General features: G+C 44.8%; 16 protein-coding genes. 3 read left to right on the top strand and 13 right to left on the bottom strand.

The window, feature by feature from the left end:
• Positions 1 to 70 precede the first annotated feature (70 nt).
• Together J2Z65_RS18245 and J2Z65_RS18240 are read left to right on the top strand one after the other, a co-directional pair.
• On the top strand, positions 71 to 502 hold the full coding sequence (locus J2Z65_RS18245; RefSeq protein WP_167057672.1) for a helical membrane plugin domain-containing protein: 432 nt from the start codon (positions 71 to 73) through the stop codon (positions 500 to 502).
• A 21-nt stretch (positions 503 to 523) separates the two neighbouring features.
• On the top strand, positions 524 to 1,705 hold the full coding sequence (locus J2Z65_RS18240) for an NAD(P)/FAD-dependent oxidoreductase (RefSeq protein ID WP_167057675.1): 1,182 nt from the start codon (positions 524 to 526) through the stop codon (positions 1,703 to 1,705).
• Between the two features lie 80 nt (positions 1,706 to 1,785).
• Here the strand turns inward: J2Z65_RS18240 and J2Z65_RS18235 are convergent, their stop codons facing one another.
• Positions 1,786 to 3,258: an MDR family MFS transporter gene (locus J2Z65_RS18235; protein WP_209856014.1), complete on the bottom strand. Its 1,473-nt coding sequence runs from the start codon at positions 3,256 to 3,258 to the stop codon at positions 1,786 to 1,788.
• A gap of 41 nt (positions 3,259 to 3,299) precedes the next feature.
• Positions 3,300 to 3,755, bottom strand: coding sequence for a CBS domain-containing protein (locus J2Z65_RS18230; protein ID WP_167058104.1), 456 nt, complete (start codon positions 3,753 to 3,755; stop codon positions 3,300 to 3,302).
• A gap of 190 nt (positions 3,756 to 3,945) precedes the next feature.
• On the opposite strand from J2Z65_RS18230, the gene J2Z65_RS18225 reads away from it, so the two are divergent.
• A complete protein-coding gene (locus tag J2Z65_RS18225) occupies positions 3,946 to 4,371 on the top strand; it encodes a MarR family winged helix-turn-helix transcriptional regulator (protein WP_167057678.1) in 426 nt (141 codons plus the stop codon).
• A gap of 70 nt (positions 4,372 to 4,441) precedes the next feature.
• Here the strand turns inward: J2Z65_RS18225 and J2Z65_RS18220 are convergent, their stop codons facing one another.
• From J2Z65_RS18220 to J2Z65_RS18170, 11 genes are all read right to left on the bottom strand, one after another.
• Positions 4,442 to 5,260, bottom strand: a complete 819-nt coding sequence (locus J2Z65_RS18220) for an NAD(P)/FAD-dependent oxidoreductase (RefSeq protein WP_193580912.1) — start codon at positions 5,258 to 5,260, stop codon at positions 4,442 to 4,444.
• On the bottom strand, positions 5,221 to 6,543 hold the full coding sequence (locus tag J2Z65_RS18215) for an MFS transporter (protein WP_167057681.1): 1,323 nt from the start codon (positions 6,541 to 6,543) through the stop codon (positions 5,221 to 5,223). The genes J2Z65_RS18220 and J2Z65_RS18215 overlap by 40 nt, the downstream gene beginning before the upstream one ends.
• Before the next feature lie 244 nt (positions 6,544 to 6,787).
• Positions 6,788 to 7,657: a sugar phosphate isomerase/epimerase family protein gene (locus J2Z65_RS18210; RefSeq protein WP_167057684.1), complete on the bottom strand. Its 870-nt coding sequence runs from the start codon at positions 7,655 to 7,657 to the stop codon at positions 6,788 to 6,790.
• A 25-nt stretch (positions 7,658 to 7,682) separates the two neighbouring features.
• Positions 7,683 to 8,645, bottom strand: coding sequence for a Gfo/Idh/MocA family protein (locus J2Z65_RS18205; protein ID WP_167057686.1), 963 nt, complete (start codon positions 8,643 to 8,645; stop codon positions 7,683 to 7,685).
• A gap of 14 nt (positions 8,646 to 8,659) precedes the next feature.
• Entirely contained in the window at positions 8,660 to 9,493 is an 834-nt protein-coding gene (locus J2Z65_RS18200) for a carbohydrate ABC transporter permease (protein ID WP_167057688.1), read from the bottom strand.
• A 16-nt stretch (positions 9,494 to 9,509) separates the two neighbouring features.
• Positions 9,510 to 10,463: an ABC transporter permease subunit gene (locus J2Z65_RS18195; protein ID WP_167058110.1), complete on the bottom strand. Its 954-nt coding sequence runs from the start codon at positions 10,461 to 10,463 to the stop codon at positions 9,510 to 9,512.
• Between the two features lie 79 nt (positions 10,464 to 10,542).
• Positions 10,543 to 11,949: an ABC transporter substrate-binding protein gene (locus J2Z65_RS18190; protein ID WP_167057691.1), complete on the bottom strand. Its 1,407-nt coding sequence runs from the start codon at positions 11,947 to 11,949 to the stop codon at positions 10,543 to 10,545.
• Positions 11,950 to 12,075: 126 nt separating this feature from the next.
• The gene (locus tag J2Z65_RS18185; protein ID WP_167057694.1) at positions 12,076 to 13,854 is read right to left on the bottom strand and encodes a cache domain-containing sensor histidine kinase; all 1,779 of its coding nucleotides are present in this window, start codon (positions 13,852 to 13,854) and stop codon (positions 12,076 to 12,078) included.
• A 24-nt stretch (positions 13,855 to 13,878) separates the two neighbouring features.
• Entirely contained in the window at positions 13,879 to 15,483 is a 1,605-nt protein-coding gene (locus J2Z65_RS18180; protein ID WP_193580913.1) for a response regulator, read from the bottom strand.
• A gap of 180 nt (positions 15,484 to 15,663) precedes the next feature.
• Entirely contained in the window at positions 15,664 to 15,861 is a 198-nt protein-coding gene (locus J2Z65_RS18175; RefSeq protein ID WP_167057700.1) for a hypothetical protein, read from the bottom strand.
• Positions 15,862 to 15,988: 127 nt separating this feature from the next.
• The gene (locus J2Z65_RS18170) at positions 15,989 to 16,906 is read right to left on the bottom strand and encodes an aldo/keto reductase (protein ID WP_167057703.1); all 918 of its coding nucleotides are present in this window, start codon (positions 16,904 to 16,906) and stop codon (positions 15,989 to 15,991) included.
• Between the last annotated feature and the right edge of the window lie 23 nt (positions 16,907 to 16,929).

Below are 16,929 nucleotides of genomic sequence, written 5' to 3'. Positions count from 1 at the left end.
AAACTTTTGTTTCACCCGTACACATTGTGACAGTACCCGATTTTTTTTCAACGCAAAGGAGGATTTTCATATGTCACAGACATCTGCTGTTCAAGAAGTAGCAGCAACGGCTGCTGCGGAACCAAAATCGTTAGACGTACTTGACCAATTGCTGAAGCCTGAGGTGCAACAATCTCTGACTGTTCTGGTCGACAACCTGCCTAAATTGGCGGAAATGGTTACTGTGTTAACCAAAGCGTATGATTTTGCACAAAGCGTAGCAACAGACAAAGTATTGATTAACGATTTTGCCCAAGGTATTGGCGAATTTGTGAAGCCCGTACATGATAAGGCGAAAGATATTGCATCCGCGGCTATTGAAGCTGGTGAACGCTCACAGGCTGAAGCAGGATCAACGATCGGTCTCTTCGGTATACTAAAAATGCTGAAAGATCCTGAAGTGCAGAAAACACTTCGCTTTGCACAAGCATTCTTGAACGTACTATCTGAACGCAAAAATTAATACGGACTAGGGATGATAACGATGGCAAAACAAATACTTATTCTTGGCGGCGGTTATGGCGGCCTTTTAACCGCATTGACAGCGCGTAAACATTTGACGGCTTCAGAAGCTAACATAACAATTATCAATCGTTTTCCAACACATCAAATTATTACGGAATTGCACCGTCTTGCTGGCGGCACAATTAAAGAGCAAGCAGTTGCGCTTCCACTGCAAAAATTGCTTGGCGACAAACACGTGAATATTGTTGTTGACACGATCAAAGAGATTAAACCAAATGATAAACAAGTCGTCACAAGCAGCGGCGCTGTACATACTTACGATGCGCTTGTCGTTGCTCTAGGCAGCGAAACGAACTATTTTGGCATTCCAGGTCTGGAAGAGAACAGCATGGTTCTCAAATCAGCAGCTGATGCGAACCGTATCCGCGAGCACGTTGAAGCTCGTCTGGACGCTTACAAAGCTTCCGGGAATAAAGCTGATGCAACGATCGTAGTTGGCGGCGGCGGTCTGACAGGCGTCGAGCTTGTCGGCGAATTCGCTGATAAACTGCCAGAAGTTTGCCGCAGCAAAGGCATCGATTTCAGCGATGTATCCATCTATTGCGTAGAAGCTGGCCCTGCCGTTCTGCCAGTATTCCCTAAAGTACTGATCGAGCGCGCGGTTACTAGCCTTGAAAAACGCGGAGTCACTTTCCTGACAGGCGTAGCGATTACGGAAGCTACCAAAAACACAGTATCGTTGAAAAACGGACAAACCCTCGAATCGAACACGATTATTTGGACTGGCGGCGTGAAAGGCAATCCTGTTGTCGGCAGCTGTGGAATCGCAGAAGACCGCGGCCGTGCTACGGTAACTTCAACGCTTCAATCCACTTCCCACGAGAATATTTTCCTAGCAGGCGATTGCGCGGTTGTATTCCCTGAAGGCAGCGAAAGACCATATCCTCCTACTGCACAGCTTGCTTGGCAGATGGGTGAAACGGTTGGTTACAACCTTTCCGTTCAAATCAAGGGTGGCGCAATGGATAAATTCACACCTGTGTTCTCCGGTACGCTTGGCAGTTTAGGCCGTAAAGACGGTATCGGCACGATCGGTGGAAATAGCACACAGCTGAAAGGCTTACCGGCTTCACTGATGAAAGAAGCAAGCAATGTTCGCTACCTTTCTCACATTCACGGTCTGTTCGCTCTAGCTTATTAAGCTCAAAAAGGATGTCCTCAGCCTCTCGCGGCTGCCAGGACATCCCTTTTTTTGTTTAAGAGTTCTCTTTTTTACCTGCTTCATCTTCCCCGTTCTTTGCTTACACTTACACTTTGCTTGCTGCTAACCGTGACCTCATCTGCAGCATTTTTCTTCCTGATCAAGAATGTGAGAGGAATCGCAATGACAACAAGTACCGTCCCTATGATAAACACGTCATGTATGCTTAATGAGAGCGCGCTAGATTCCGCTTGTTTATCATTCGCCGCAAATTCACCCAGATGACTTAACGTTCTGGAAGCAAGCACAGTACTGAAAATGCTAACGGAAAGCGCAGCTGTTCCTTGGCGTATCCAGTTCATTAAAGCTGATGCTTGACCTGATAACTGCGCCGGTATGGCAGTCATACCCGCATTAGTTACCGGCATGTTGCTCATCGCGATTCCGATGTAACGAATGGCAATCCAGATAACGATAATGGTAGTTCCCGTTGTCAAATTCAACCTGGAAAGCGCCCACGTCGATACCGCCATCAGCACAGCTCCAGATAGGATTAAACGGAATGGCCCTACCTTGTTATATAATTTACCTACAAGCATGGAAACAAGCGCCATTGCCAGCGTTCCCGGCAGCATGACAAGTCCGGTGTGCAGCGAAGACTCCTGCTGGATTTTTTGCAAATAAATAGGAATTAAAAAAGTGCCCGCATAAAGAGAAATGGTTATTGTACAGTTCAGAATTAGGCTATACGTAAACCTTGAAGTTTTAAATAAACGCAGATTAAGAAGTGGTTCTTTCGCTTTTAAGCTTCTTAGGATGAAATAGAAAAGGATAAGTATGCCGACAAGCATAAGGGTTATCGTTTTCCATGACGTCCAACCCCAACTATGACTCTGGCTAAAAGAGGTCAGCAGAGAGCTCGTGCCGAGGATGACCGCAAAGAAACCTATAAAATCCAAAGATAATCCTTTTCCCAACCGATAATACGGGATAAAACGCTGAGTGACGATGATGGCAATGATTCCAATCGGAATATTCATTAGAAACAAAGTCTGCCAGCCGTACGTCTCCGTCAACCAGCCTCCGATCGTCGGTCCGAAAGCCGGTGCCAGCATAGCAGAAACCGACCAAAAACTGATGGCGCTCGCCTGCTTTTCCTTCGGTATAACCTGATAAATAATCGTCATCGTGGTGGGCATAATAATGCCACTGAACAGTCCCTGCAGAATACGAAATGCGATAAGAGACTTCATGCTCCATGCGAAGCTGCACAGTAAAGAAGTTAGAGTAAATCCGGCTAACGCATAGATATACAAACGTTTATAGCTTAATTTGTCTCCCATAAAACCAATGATAGGAGCAATAACGCCAGTCGCCAGCATAAATCCGGACATCATCCATTGAACAATGTCCAATGTTGAATGAAAGTCATCCATAAAAACCGGCAAAGCCACATTGATGCTGGTCGTGCTTAATGTCGCCATGAAATTCCCGAAAAACACGGCAAAAATAATTGTCCAGAACGGTTTTTGCACGGTATCTCTACTCTCCACTTCTATTCCTCCAATGCACGATTCCTTTAGCTAGCATCTCCTTATAAAATAGATTGAAAAGAATGACGAATGACGTCCCCCCTGCTAATGATCCCGACTAATACGCCGCGCTGTAAGACAGGCAGCTTCTTTATTCGTTTTTTACCTAATATGGCGGCAATTTGCTCAATATCCTCTTCCGCGTCTACGGCAATTACTTTCTTTTGAGCAATTTTCATAACATTAATGGGGAGCAGACTTTGAACTCTTTCGTGAAACTCTTCGAAGTCACCTTTAATCACAGCTGTGAAAATAAAAGAGCCGAAGACATGGTCCTCGTGCTTACCGATATAACGCATAATATCCCCATCGCTAATGTAAGCGACTACTTCATTGCGATCGTTAACGACAGGAAGACCGCTGATTCGATATTTAATAAATTTCTCAATTACACTGCGTACAGGGTCATCTTCCTTCACTTTGAACACTTGACGAACCATGATATCCTTCGCTTTTATGACGGTTCCCCTCCCATATAAATTGCCTTCTGTAGGAACTAGATGTATAATGCAACTATATATTTGTATTATACAACTATTAACCGGGAAGTTCAATTGTATTCATCCGAATAATGGAAGATATTCAAAACAATCTGAATATGATACGATTACAATAATTCTTATATAGAAATCAATAACGAGGTACTTTATGACTATTCATCCTGCTGAAACAATTGAACTCGAATTAGCCATTCTTATGCGTCGATTAATGGCTGCCGCTACGAATAAAAAAGTTGGCAGCCTGGACCGTTCCGCCTATCTTCTGCTCCATCAAATTTCCTCTCATGGCTCTGCCGGTGTGAAAGCCTTGGCGGAGGAATTTCATCTGGATATCTCGACCGTCAGTCGTCAAACAGCTGCTTTAGAGCAAAAAGGGTACGTCTACCGGATACCTGATCCTCAAGATGGCCGTGCGTATTCCCTTCAAATCACAGAAATCGGCGCCAAGGAACTCGTTTCCAACAAACAGGCCCGGTTTGAACGCGTAGCGGAGCTGCTTCAAGAATGGAAGATGGAAGATCAACAAAAATTCGGCGAACTGTTGTGCAAGTTCAATCGGACATTTCTAGATTAAAAAAGGCTACCCATTTTGAATTTCAAATGGGCAGCTTTTTTAATTTTTCTGAAGCAACCAGACGATTAGGTTATTCAGGCTTGCTCGGGAAACTAGAGGGGTTGTTCCAAGCCTCAGCAAGCAGCTCATTATTGATGCCTACACCTGCTAGAGCACCTAATGAAGCGGCGGTAATTGCCTGGTAGAGTTCCGACGCCGCATCTCCTGCACTGTAAATGCCAAGTACATTCGTTTTTCCAAAAGTATCCACAATAACCGCCCCAGCTTCGGTAACTTGGCAGCCTAATTTTCGCGGCAAATCTGATCCGGGAGCCAACTTCGGCGCAAAGAAAATACCCGTGCATGTTAATAAGGTGCCATCCTCCAGCACGACTTGCTGCACCATACCGTCCTTTGACTGTATCTGTTGGATCGGAGAATCATACACAGGGACGTTACGCTGCTTCAACTCTTTGCGTTGCTCGTCTGTCAACTCATCCGGTCCGTCTGTACAGATAACGGAATGATGAGTCCATCCCGCCAGCATTCTGGCTGAGTGAAGCGCTCTTGCCCCTTTCGCAATCAAGACAAGCTGCTGGTCTCTCAATTCCCAGCCGTCGCAATACGGGCAAACAAAAGCACTTTTGCCGTAAACCTCATTTAAGCCGTTAATTTCCAGAGGCAAGTCCTTCATCCCTACTGCAAAGAGCAGCTTTTTAGCCCGGAAAGTTGACCCTTGTGCCGTTGTAATCTGAAAGTTACCTTCCTCACCATCAATGGTAAGAGCTGTCTCCTCCATAAAGTGAACAGATGGGTAAGCTTGAATCTGCTCCTTCGCAATTCGCCGAAGTGAGCTCCGGCTTTTACTTCTTAAATCGCTGCTTTTTCTGCAACCGACATCTTGTACCAAAGCAGCATCCCTACGGAAACCAATCCGACTACCAGCAATAAACTATAGACATGCCGATAGGATTGAAGAAGACTTGATTTCTTTTGTATTTCAATCAAAATTCCGCATACCGCTACAGAGATTGAACCTCCGCAAAACTGGATGAGCTGCATGAGTCCCATGCCAGATCCGATCAACTCTTTAGGCAAAATACGCGATGTCTCATTGTTCAAGGAAGCAATCGTTGCCGAAAATGCAGGCGAAAAACAAATGTATCCGAGGAGAATGATCATCGGTGATGATCCCAGCACTGTGCAGAAGCCTAGCATGACGAATGATAAAATCGTATGTCCAATCAGCAGAAAGCGCAAGTTGCCGTACTGATCAATCCATCTCCCCACGAAGCGAGTCAAGAAAGCGGACAGCACCGCACCTGGCGCTATCGTCAAACCTATTTGCATAGCTGAGTAATGGTGCAAGTTAGCCAGAACAAGCGGCATTAAAAACAAATTTCCGAGGTTCAAAACCAAAATGCAAAATCCAATTACAACGAGTTTCCGAAAAGCATTGTTTTTCAGCAAATCAGGATTGATAAACGATTGCTTCCCCCTCCTCATATGCCAGGCATGCAGCAAGAATGAAAGACAGCTGACTGCAAGCCAGATAAACGACATTTGCGTCACGGCCAAAAGTAATGTAGCCGCATTTACAACCGTAAGCAGCGCCCCTAGCATATCGAATTGAAACGGCAACGCCGTCTCTTTGGGGAGCAAGCGAAGAAGTATGGGAAGGATCACAAGAACTAGAACCGTTACTGCGAAAAGCCCGTTCCAGCCCAAATATTCCGAAATAAGTCCGCCTACAATCGGGCCGAGTCCAAAAGCCATCGCACTCCCCGCAGAAATCATGGCGATTGCGGAGCCGCGTCTCTCGAGCGGCACATAGCGGCTGGCTAACACCAATCCGAGTCCTGCCATCACGCCAGCGCCAGCGGATTGTAAAATGCGCGCCAACAGAAGGATATGGAAATCGCGTGCAAAGATACCTAGGATGGATGATAAGCCAAGGACGAGCAGCCCGACCAGCAACAATTTTCTTATCGGCACCGTATCGGTGAGTCTGCTGTAGATCACAGTAGATAACGCATAACCGATGGAATAACTGGAGATTACCCAAGAGCCGAGATCAGCGGTAATATGTAGATCTTGAATAATACTCGGGATTGAAACATTAAACATCGTTGTATTCATCACAACGATAAATAAACCGATCGTCCAGACCGGCAGCACAACTTTGTCGTTCATTTCTTCACGTCCTGTCTAATTCATAGATGAAGTTATTATACATCTTTCCATTAAATGTAACGCATTATGAGTCGAAATAAAAATAAATTGAGGATACCCCCTAACTAGACCTGATGAGGCGTGTATGACCTTATCAAATATCGTATCATATCTTCCTATTTACGGGTACATGCTACGGAACGAAAAAAGCCCGATCCGAACAGTTGTAAGCTGTTCTGGATAGGCTTTTCTAACTTTATTTCACTTAAAAATAGTTCCTCAAATATGCTGCCGCCTTCACGATGCCTTCCCGCTCTTTGTCCAGCGTGCCCCAAAAGCGATGGTCCTCCAGCTCGATAGAGATTGCACCGTGATACCCCAGACGATCCAATCTGACTGCGACCTTACTCCATTCAACTGCTCCATGACCGGGAATCGTATATCGCCACGAGCCTTCGGAAAAGCTGTATTTGTCCCCGAAGGTTGCCGGAAGGACGCCGCATTCATAGAGCTCATCAGGCAAAATCTCCGTATCTTTGCCGTGACAGTGATTTACTCTTTCGCCAAATTCGCTCAATGCACGCAAGTAATCAATGCCAAGCCGCACTAGATGCGATGGATCATAATTTAGACCAAAATGCTTGGATGGAATCGCTTCAAACATGGCCCGCCACATTTCCGGCGTACATCCGATTGTCGGATAATGCGGGGCTGGACCCGGCCAGCCCTCGATCGCTATGTAAACGCCTTGACGTTCGGCGTGGCTGACTATCTCCGGGAAGGTGTCCTTCCATATCGCGAAGCTTTCCTTTCTTGACTGTGTGTGATCTTCCGGTACGAGGCACATGAACATCGTCTTCGCTCCGAGCGCAGACATTTCCGTAATCTGCTTCTTAACCGCTTCCGCAGCACGCTCCCTGCGGCTATCCTCTTTATTTAACAGTGTGGCACCCATCTGAACGGCATCTACGGAGCCAATTCCAATTCCCGCTGAATCGCATATTTGCTTAACTTCCTGATTTAAATGTGGGACGTCAAGGACATCCAATCCTGCCTCGGCAGCCCATGCGGCAGTTTGCTCCAGCCCTTCGGCGCCGATTTTTGGCGGAATGCGCATTCCTACTTTCAGCTTCATTATGTTTTCTCCTCACATCCTAGGATTAATACGGTTTATATCCGGCAGCTTGATAGATCATCTCCGTTAACTTAACAACTTTCAGGGCAAAAGTGCCTGGCACCTTCACCTCATGGCGTCCGAGTACCGCATCAATAAAGCTTTTATCTTGATTCGTTTTTTGCTTAGGAAGCTCGGGCACGACGGGCTTTTGTCCAAAGCGTTGAATAGTTATTTTACCGTTATCGTAAAAAATACCTCCATCTTCGCCGCAAAATACATAGGTTTCATGCCAGCATGGCGCAAAACCGATAATGTTCAATCCAGCCACCGCGCCCTCCTCGAACCGAATCGAAGTGAAGGAGTCGATTTCCACCGGCGCTCCTTGCAAATGCAGGTTCGGCTTCACTTGGGCCGGCGTGAGTCCCGTCGTCCAGAGAAGCACATCGATAATATGGCTGCCGGAATCCATCAGCATACCGCCGCCAGATAGCACCGGAACTTGTCTCCATAAGCCGGTCGTGAATTGTTTCCATTCTTGGTACAACGATGCTGTAATGGATGTCAACTTACCAATCTGACCGCTTGCGATTGCTTCGCGAATGAATAGGAACTCAGGTTGGAAATGGCGTTGGTAGGAAACTTGCATCACCTTCCCTGCTCTTTCCGCTGTAGCAATCAGCATCTCCGCTTCTTCCGAGGAACAAGTCATCGGCTTCTCAATCAGCACATGCAGTCCTTTATTCAACACATCGGTCACTTGCTGGAAGTGCATCGTATGCGGGGAGCATATGACGACAGCATCTAATTCGGACTCATCCAACATCTCTCGATAGTTAGTAAAGTGCTTGACATCATCAAGGTCAAACTTGGCAGCGAACTTTTCCCGGTTTTCTGCACTAGTGTCACAAAGTGCGACAATGTCCACTTCCTCTAGTTCCAGCAGCTGACGGCCGTGGAGTTGAGAAATACCCCCCGTTCCAATCATACCAACACGAATTTTACTCATTGGACTGTAGCCTCCTATTTAATACCTGAGAAAGTAATTCCACGAATAAAAGCTCTTTGCACAAGGAAATACAGCACAATAATCGGCAAAGTAATCATAACCAACGTAGCCATCATCATTTGCCACTCAGCGCCATGTTGAGATTTAAACGCCTGCATGCCAAGCATCAAGGTATACTGGCTCTCATCCGACAAATAAATAAGTGGTCCTTGATAATCCGTCCAGCTGCCCATGAACTGGAACAGCGCAATCGTCAGCAGGGCCGGACGGCAGAGGGGCAGTATAATTTGCCCATAAATGCGAAGCTCCGAAGCGCCGTCAATACGAGCAGCATCTTCCAATTCCTTCGGCAAACCCATAAAAAACTGGCGAAGCAAGAAAATATAGAACGGTGCGCCGAAAAAAGCAGGAAGCCAAAGCGGGATATTCGTCCCTACCCAACCGAAATTTTTAAATGCGATAAAAATTGGAATCATCGTAACTTGATAAGGCAGCATCATTACGATGAGCGTAACGGCAAAAAGCGGTTTTGCCCCCCTCCAAGAAATTCTTGCCAAGCTATATGCGACAAGCGGACATGAAAATAACACTGCAAACGTCGATAAACCTGCAATCGTCAGCGTATTCTTCAAATATTTGAAGAATGGAATATAATCTAGCGCTGCCGGATAATTGTTCCACTCCAACACGCTCGGAATCCAGACAGGCGGCCACTGAAACAATTCATTGTTAGCTTTGAGCGAAGTAGAAACCATCCATAGAAACGGCGAAAGGAAAAAGGCGCCAATGACAACTAACAGAAGATGTGAAAATATTTTTTGTACAGTTCCGAGTTCCGTGCTCCCCATATCAATCGCTCCCTCCCTATTCTTTTCCTTGATAGTGGACCCAACGCTTCTGAGACACAAAAATCAGCGCTGTTAAACCGACCACAATCAAGAACAGAATCCAGGCCATGGCGGAAGCATAACCCATCTTTAAGTAACCGAAGCCGTTCGTGTACAAGTACATCACATAGAACATCATAGAATTAGCTGGTGTCCCCTGACCGTTCGTGAGCGTAAAGGGCAGGACGAAATTTTGCAGTGCGCCGATGGTGCCCATAATTAAGTTGAAAAAGATAACAGGCGTTAACAACGGCAAAGTAATCGTTTTCGTTCTCTGCCAAGCACTGGCTCCATCCACACTGGCGGCATCGTAGTAATCTTGCGGAATATCCTGCAGACCAGCCAAATAAATGACAACCGCTTGCCCTGTCCCCCATAGACTCATCAGAATTAAGGAAGGCTTAGACCACGCTTCGCTGCCAATCCATGGCGGTCCCGAGATACCGATTTTATCCAACCAATAATTCACGAGGCCGAATTGCGGGTTGAGCAGCCAAAGCCAGATAATCGTGGTGGCAACTGGAGGTACTAAGCTAGGAATAAAGAATAGCGTTCGGTAAATGCCTTGACCGCGTATCTTTAAATTTAGCAGCAGCGCCAGACAGACGCCAAATGCAATGCTTAGCGGAACAAAAATAACCGTATAGTACAAGGTATTATAGATACTGATCCAGAATACCCTGTCCTTAAAAAGATTTGCATAATTATCAAATCCTACGAATTGTCCAGGTTCAAGAATGCTGTAGGTGGTTAGGCTATAGTAAGCTGACATAATTAGCGGATAAGCGTGAAAGAGAAGCAAGCCGATAATCCATGGCAATGCGAAGATAAAGCCGAATAAGGAAATCTTTTTCTCGAAGCGCGATTTCTTAGCCTTTACAAGATGTGCGGTAGCTGACGTTTGGTTTATGGGAGTTTCAGTTTCGGCCATTTTCAATCCTTTCCCCTCCTTTTCAAGTAAAAGAGGCAGGACAAAACAGAATGCCCTACCCCCCTATTTGTACGAAAAATTAATTTCCTGCTTTAGCTAATTCCGCATCGACATTCTTCTTCACTTCATCGAGCAGCGTTTTAGCGTCTCCTTTGCCATGAATCGCCAAATCTTGGACCCTCATCGCTTCATTCCATAAGAATGCGCCTGCCGGTGAGACGGGTCTGGTGTAAGCCGTAGGCATTAAGTCCAGAAATACTTTCAAATTCGGGTTGTCTGCCAGTTTCAGCTCTTCATTCACGCTTGGCATCGCACTGATATCGTTACCCGCTTTCGGACGTTTCGCCCAGAGCAGCGAGCCTTCCTTATGTGCAACGAATTTCACGAATTCCCACGCCTCTTTCTCATGCTTGGAACCCTTCGGAATAACATAAGACCAACCTCCAGCCCATGTCACCGATTTATTGCCTTCAGCTGCTGGCATCGGAGCTACGCCCCAATCGAAATTAAGCTTATATTTCGCCAAATCGTTCAATATCCAGTTCCCGTCAAATTCGAACCCAACCTTGCCTGTCCAGAACGGATTCATACCCGTTTGACCCATAGCGTCGGAGAAGCTTGTCAAGTTAGCGATATCGTACTTTTTAGCGTAATCGGCCATCCATGCAAGCGCCTTCACGTTTTGCGGATCATTTGGAGTCAAATTATGGCTGCTGTCCTCCCATTTCCCGCCCCAGTTCCAGGCTTGTGTATAGAAGAAACCTTGATTCATCCATGGAATAAAGCCAATTTGCGAATATTTACCGTTGCTGCCTTTTTTGAATATTTTCTCCGCCATTTGATCCAGCTCTTCAATCGTTTGCGGTGGCTTATTCGGATCAAGGCCAGCATCTTTCATCAAAGTTTTGTTGTAGAACATTCCGCGATTATCCGTCCCCCAAGGCAATGCATATATTTTGTCTTTGTAAACAGTTTCAGACCAAAGACCTTTATAGTAGTCATCGGGAGAGATTCCACTGCTTTTCACATAGCTCGATAAATCTGTCAGAGAGCCTTTCGCCGCCCAAGATCCGATTAAGAATCGATCGAACAAAGCGACATCAGGCGGGTTGCCGCCTGCAATGGCTGTAAGTAATTTATCGGAGGCTTGTGTTTGGCCCGTCGTCTCCACGAATGTCATTTTCACTTTTATGTTAGGATGCTGCTTCTCAAATACGTCCACAACACTAGCTTTGAAATCTTTCTGATAGTCTCCGCCCCACGGAAACCAAAAATCAATAGTAACCGGTTCACCTGAGTTCGTAGCAGCCTTGGGGCTGCTGGTTTCTGTACTTTTCGCTTCTGTACCTTTGCTGTCGGGACTGCTCGATGCGGTGTTCGTCGAACTGCATCCGGCCGCTGTTAACGTCATCGCCAGTGCTGCTGAAAGTGGGAGTGCAATCAATTTTGTTCTTTGCCAATCGATTCGTATTTTTTTATTCATCATATTGAGCCTCCTTTTAGTTTCTCACTCGCTTATGAGCTTATTTATATTGTAGGCGCTTTCATACCTTTCTTTAAACGAGGCGATTTTTGTTTTTAGTGTATTATTTTTGTTCGTTCCTGCATTTCGTCATGATCTTAACGGTAGGACCAAAGTGACTTTTGTGCCAACACCCAAAGTGCTTTCAATGGAAAGTCCATATTCTTTGCCGTAGGTTAATTGAATTTGCGAATGAATATTTCTTAAGGCAAAATTATGTTCTCCCTCCCATTCATCACTATCCATCATAGTTGTAAGCTCGGCCATTTTGTTCGCTGAAATTCCGATTCCGTCATCCTCAACCTCAAAGATGAGAATTTGCCCTTCCATTTTCCAGCTAATGTCCAACTTGCCCTTTCCACGCTTATTCTCAAGGCCGTGATAAATGGCATTTTCTACGAGGGGCTGAAATACAAACTTCAGAACCTTGAAATTCAGCAAGGCGGGGTCTATGTTCATATTCACCGTAAATTTATCTTGATACCTTACTTTTTGTATCGATATATAGCTTTCCAACAACTCCGCACTTTCCTTGACAGTAACAAAATCGTTCCCCTCGCTTAAGCTGATCCTTAAATATTTGGATAAACCGAAGATCATCGTACTGATCTCATCGACTTTGTAAATGCGAGAAATCCAATGAATGGAATCCAATGTGTTGTACAAAAAGTGCGCGTTAATCTGCGACGCCATCATTTTCAACTGCGTTTCTTTTTTTAGGAGCTTTTGAATGTATACTTCATCAATTAAGTCTTTAATTCGCGTCACCATCGTATTGAAGCTGTGATACAGCATACCGAATTCATCACTGCGCTCATTCGTAATTTGCACCTCGAAATCGCCTTCTCTCGCCCTGCGCATCGACCAGAGCAGCATCCTGACCGGCTTATGCATTTGTTTGGCAACAAGGAAAGCAAGCGCAATAGCCACAACGCTAAATCCAATGACAAGATAGACCGTGTAGTATGCGATTTTCCTTGAATCACTAACCAAATTTTGAATCGGAGCCATACCGACAAGCTTCCAATCTGTTATTTTCAGTTGGTCATAGACAAGCATAACTTCCTTGCCATCGACCTTTTCCGTTAAATATCCACTGCTTGCAGGAGGTAAATTCAGCCCGGCAGGACGCATAGTAAGCGAGTTGTTCGAATCGGCAACAACCGTGTCGTTTTGATTGACGATATAAGTGGTACCTTGCGCTTGAAAATCAACCTCCGACAAAAATTGCTGGATCAACTCCGGATTAAACTCCATGATGAGCACGCCTAGCGTTTGGTCAAGATTATCGAAATTTTTTAATGACCTGCCCAGTACAAACACAGGCTTATTGTCTTGATCAAGCGATTGAACAAGTGGCGAGCGGATGCCATACCATACGACCTGGCCATTGGCTGCTTTAATTTGTTTGTACCAATCTTGCTCAGCTTCCACTTTACTTATCATCGGGAGCTCCGTGAAACCATTGTTCGTAAACCGATAAGAAGCGCTGCGTTCGCCCAAAATATAAATGTTCAGCGTATCATTTTTAACGTTAACTAAATTGGACAAAAATTTGCCGATCTGCTGATTGTTGTAGCTTTGATCATAGCTATCCCTATATTCGCCGAGAATGCCTTTCTGGATTTCCTTATTGCCAAAAATAAGCAAAGACCGGTTGTCATATTCGTTCATAATTAACTCTAGCCGCCTGTTAGCTTGCTGCACGGTTTGCCAAGCTACCTGCGAGACTTTGGAACTAATGATATCATTCGCTTTATGATAGGATAAGTACCCCATGAGCATGATGGAGATCGACATACTGGAAAAAAATAAAATGAATAATTTATAGCCTACCGAACGCCATTTTAAATGCGTAAGAAGCTTCAAGCAAACTCCTCCTCCGATTAGCCGCTAAACGCCTCTATCCCGATATTGAGCCGGAGTCATCCCCTCTTGCTCCTTAAACAGCTTGACAAAGTGCCGGAAATCTTGATATCCAACCTGCTCGGCAACCTCATAAATCTTTAGCGTTGAATCTTTAAGAAGTTCTTTAGCTTTGTTCACCCTTAGACGGATTATGTATTTACTAAATGTCTCGCCCATTTTTTCATGAAATAGTTTGCTGAAATAGGATGGATTTAAAAATAAATGCTCAGCTACCCGGTTCATAGTAAGCTGCTCTGTGTAATGTTCTTCCATGTATTTGACCGCTAGCTCGATAAATCTTTTTCGATTCCCCGAGGTGCTGTCGCCAATTTGGAACTTGAGGACGATAGCACGCAGCACATCTTTCAGCTCGGGCAGAGCGAAGTATGGAAGGATAAAGCTTTTGAGGTTGGCGTTCGGCTCAGAGGAATAGCTTGTCCATAGCTTTTTTTCAATCTCGCTGAAGAGCGAGGTTAAGCCCTTTCTCAATAAAAGTGGAGAACACTTCTCCCTATGCAGCTGTAGATGTGTAAACAGCTCATCGATCAATGCCTGAAGTGCACCATCATCGCCAAGCTTTACCGCATGGATGAACCGTGTCATCCAACCATTCGGCTGGCTATAGGTTTGAAGTGGCCATGATGGAGGCTTCTCCTTCCCTTCGGCAGCATACACTTTGCCATAACCGTCATAGAAGGCGTACGCGGAAGCCTGTATGGCATCTTGGAAAGAAGCATGGAGCTTAGTGATTTCGCTTTTATGGCTCATTCCGATGTTGATCCCTATGCCTAAGTGGCGCCAGCAAGCAGTAATAAGCGTTTCCCATGTCCCCTGTTCACTCCAATGATCAGCCTCGTTTAACGGCGAAATCAATAGGGCAAGATCTGCATCTTCATGATCGTGCAAAGGACAAGTTATCATCTTGCCAATCATTTTTACTGTTTCTTTTGCGAAATTGCCAATGGCATGGCGGAGCAAATAATGCTCTTTCGGGTTTTGCTCATGCAGGCCCCAATCATAAACCTTAACGATAATTACCTTGAGATGGTGGGGATCCAATGGGATATTCAGCCGATCCCACACGGTTCGCGAATATTGGTTAGAAGCGCTTTCATTCGTTAAAAGAGTTTCTAAGTAGCGCTGCCGGGCCAGCGGCAAGCTTTCCCGAATGCTTTCTGACATTTGTACAAACTCATGATGATCTTCTCTTTCACGCTTAATTTGCTCTATACATTTCCGTACTACGTCCAGCATAAGCGTTTCTTCGATTGGCTTCAGCACGTAATCAACTGCCCCGAAGCGCATCGCTTTCTGAGCATAGCTAAATTCGCTATATCCGCTTATAATGATAATTTTCGAAGACAAGTTGGCATTTTTGAGCGTTTCAATAAACGTAAGCCCATCCATTCGCGGCATTTTGATATCTGTGATGATGATATCCGGAATATGACTTTGGATGAATTTCAAAGCTTCTTCTCCGTCTTCCACGTCTCCTAGCACTTCAATACCTTCCGCTTGCCAATCAATCGTTGAAACTAATCCTTGACGGACCCACCTTTCATCATCCACGATTAATAAAGAGTACATCATCAATCTCCTCTCGTTTTCAAGATCAGAGCAGCATTCAAAATCGCTTATTACTTAGATGTCTTTTCCATACTTTACATGAATTTGATAGTTCTGAAAAGTATTAGAGAGATGTCAAACATTTTTATACATAAAAAAAACCGCCATTTAGGCGGTATGACCAATAGATATAATGAACAAGCTTTATTTGTTACCTTCTTTATTTTCATTTTTACGCCGCTTCATTACGTTATTCACTAAGTTTTGTGTTGCGTCTTGGGTGGAATCAAACACATTTTCAATAGCATTCTGCACATAATTTGTTGCTGATTGCCCCATGTTATTAAAAATATTCGTTTTATTTTCAATGACATTTTTAACATTTTTCGGATTATCAGGCATCGTTCAAACCTCCCCTTCTGTCTGCATATGGACTAACGTTCCTATATCGGTCGGTTTTTATTCAAATCTCAGCACCGATTAAATGAAAAAACCATCGCATCAAGGATGCGATGGCTTTCAACTTTACTTATGGAAGAATATTCCCAGCAGCACGATAGATCTCATACCACTCTTGGCGTGTCAAATGCACATCAGCTGCTTTACAGCAATCGATTAAACGATCAATATTCATCGTTCCAGTTACCGGTTGCATCCGTGCCGGATGGCGTAAGATCCAAGCAATAGCGATCGTCGTATTGGTCACTTCATATTTTGCAGCGATTTCATCGATTTTCTGATTCAACTCAGGGAACTTTTCGTTTCCAAGGAAGACACCTTCGAAGAACCCGTATTGGAATGGCGACCACGGCTGAATCGTAATATCATTCAGTCTGCAATAATCAAGCACATTTCCGTCCCGGTTCACGGCGGAATCATTCAACATATTCACATTCATGCCATTCGAAATCATCGTGGAGTTAGTGATGCTTAATTGTAGTTGATTGGCAACAAGCGGTTGCTTCACTGACTTTTTCAGCAATTGTATTTGTAAAGGAGTCTGATTCGAAACACCAAAATGCCTAACTTTCCCAGTGCTTTCGAGAAGATCAAAAGCTTCAGCTACCTCTTCAGGCTCTACTAAGGCATCCGGACGGTGCAAAAGCAGAATGTCTAAATAATCGGTTTTCAACCGCTTCAAAATGCCGTCGACGGATTCCAAAATATGTTCTTTCGAGAAATCGAACATCCCCTTGCGAATGCCGCACTTGGATTGCAGAATGATTTTCTCGCGAATATCATCATTCATATGGATAGCTTCGGAGAAGATTTCTTCACAGGTACCTCCCCCGTAAATATCCGCATGGTCAAAAAAATTAGCCCCTGCATCCAAAGCGGATTGGACGAAGCGTTCAGCCTCAGTCTTTTCCAACGAATTAATTCTCATGCAGCCTACTGCTAAAACCGGAACTTCTAATTGGCTGGTACCAAGTTTCATGGTTCTCATAACGTTATAAATCCTCCTCCAAG

The sequence above is a fragment of the Paenibacillus aceris genome, from assembly GCF_017874035.1.
Lineage (GTDB): Bacteria > Bacillota > Bacilli > Paenibacillales > NBRC-103111 > Paenibacillus_E > Paenibacillus_E aceris.
The sequence above is the reverse complement of the archived record's forward strand: the minus strand, read 5'-3'. Positions and strand labels throughout refer to the sequence as shown.

Bases quoted from the DNA above. Each gene is read 5' to 3' on its own strand.
- J2Z65_RS18245 (WP_167057672.1), top strand. From the start codon at position 71: ATGTCACAGACATCTGCTGTTCAAGAAGTAGCAGCAACGGCTGCTGCG.
- J2Z65_RS18240 (WP_167057675.1), top strand. From the start codon at position 524: ATGGCAAAACAAATACTTATTCTTGGCGGCGGTTATGGCGGCCTTTTA.
- J2Z65_RS18225 (WP_167057678.1), top strand. From the start codon at position 3,946: ATGACTATTCATCCTGCTGAAACAATTGAACTCGAATTAGCCATTCTT.
- J2Z65_RS18215 (WP_167057681.1), bottom strand. From the start codon at position 6,543: ATGAACGACAAAGTTGTGCTGCCGGTCTGGACGATCGGTTTATTTATC.
- J2Z65_RS18210 (WP_167057684.1), bottom strand. From the start codon at position 7,657: ATGAAGCTGAAAGTAGGAATGCGCATTCCGCCAAAAATCGGCGCCGAA.
- J2Z65_RS18205 (WP_167057686.1), bottom strand. From the start codon at position 8,645: ATGAGTAAAATTCGTGTTGGTATGATTGGAACGGGGGGTATTTCTCAA.
- J2Z65_RS18200 (WP_167057688.1), bottom strand. From the start codon at position 9,493: ATGGGGAGCACGGAACTCGGAACTGTACAAAAAATATTTTCACATCTT.
- J2Z65_RS18195 (WP_167058110.1), bottom strand. From the start codon at position 10,463: ATGGCCGAAACTGAAACTCCCATAAACCAAACGTCAGCTACCGCACAT.
- J2Z65_RS18190 (WP_167057691.1), bottom strand. From the start codon at position 11,949: ATGATGAATAAAAAAATACGAATCGATTGGCAAAGAACAAAATTGATT.
- J2Z65_RS18180 (WP_193580913.1), bottom strand. From the start codon at position 15,483: ATGATGTACTCTTTATTAATCGTGGATGATGAAAGGTGGGTCCGTCAA.
- J2Z65_RS18175 (WP_167057700.1), bottom strand. From the start codon at position 15,861: ATGCCTGATAATCCGAAAAATGTTAAAAATGTCATTGAAAATAAAACG.
- J2Z65_RS18170 (WP_167057703.1), bottom strand. From the start codon at position 16,906: ATGAGAACCATGAAACTTGGTACCAGCCAATTAGAAGTTCCGGTTTTA.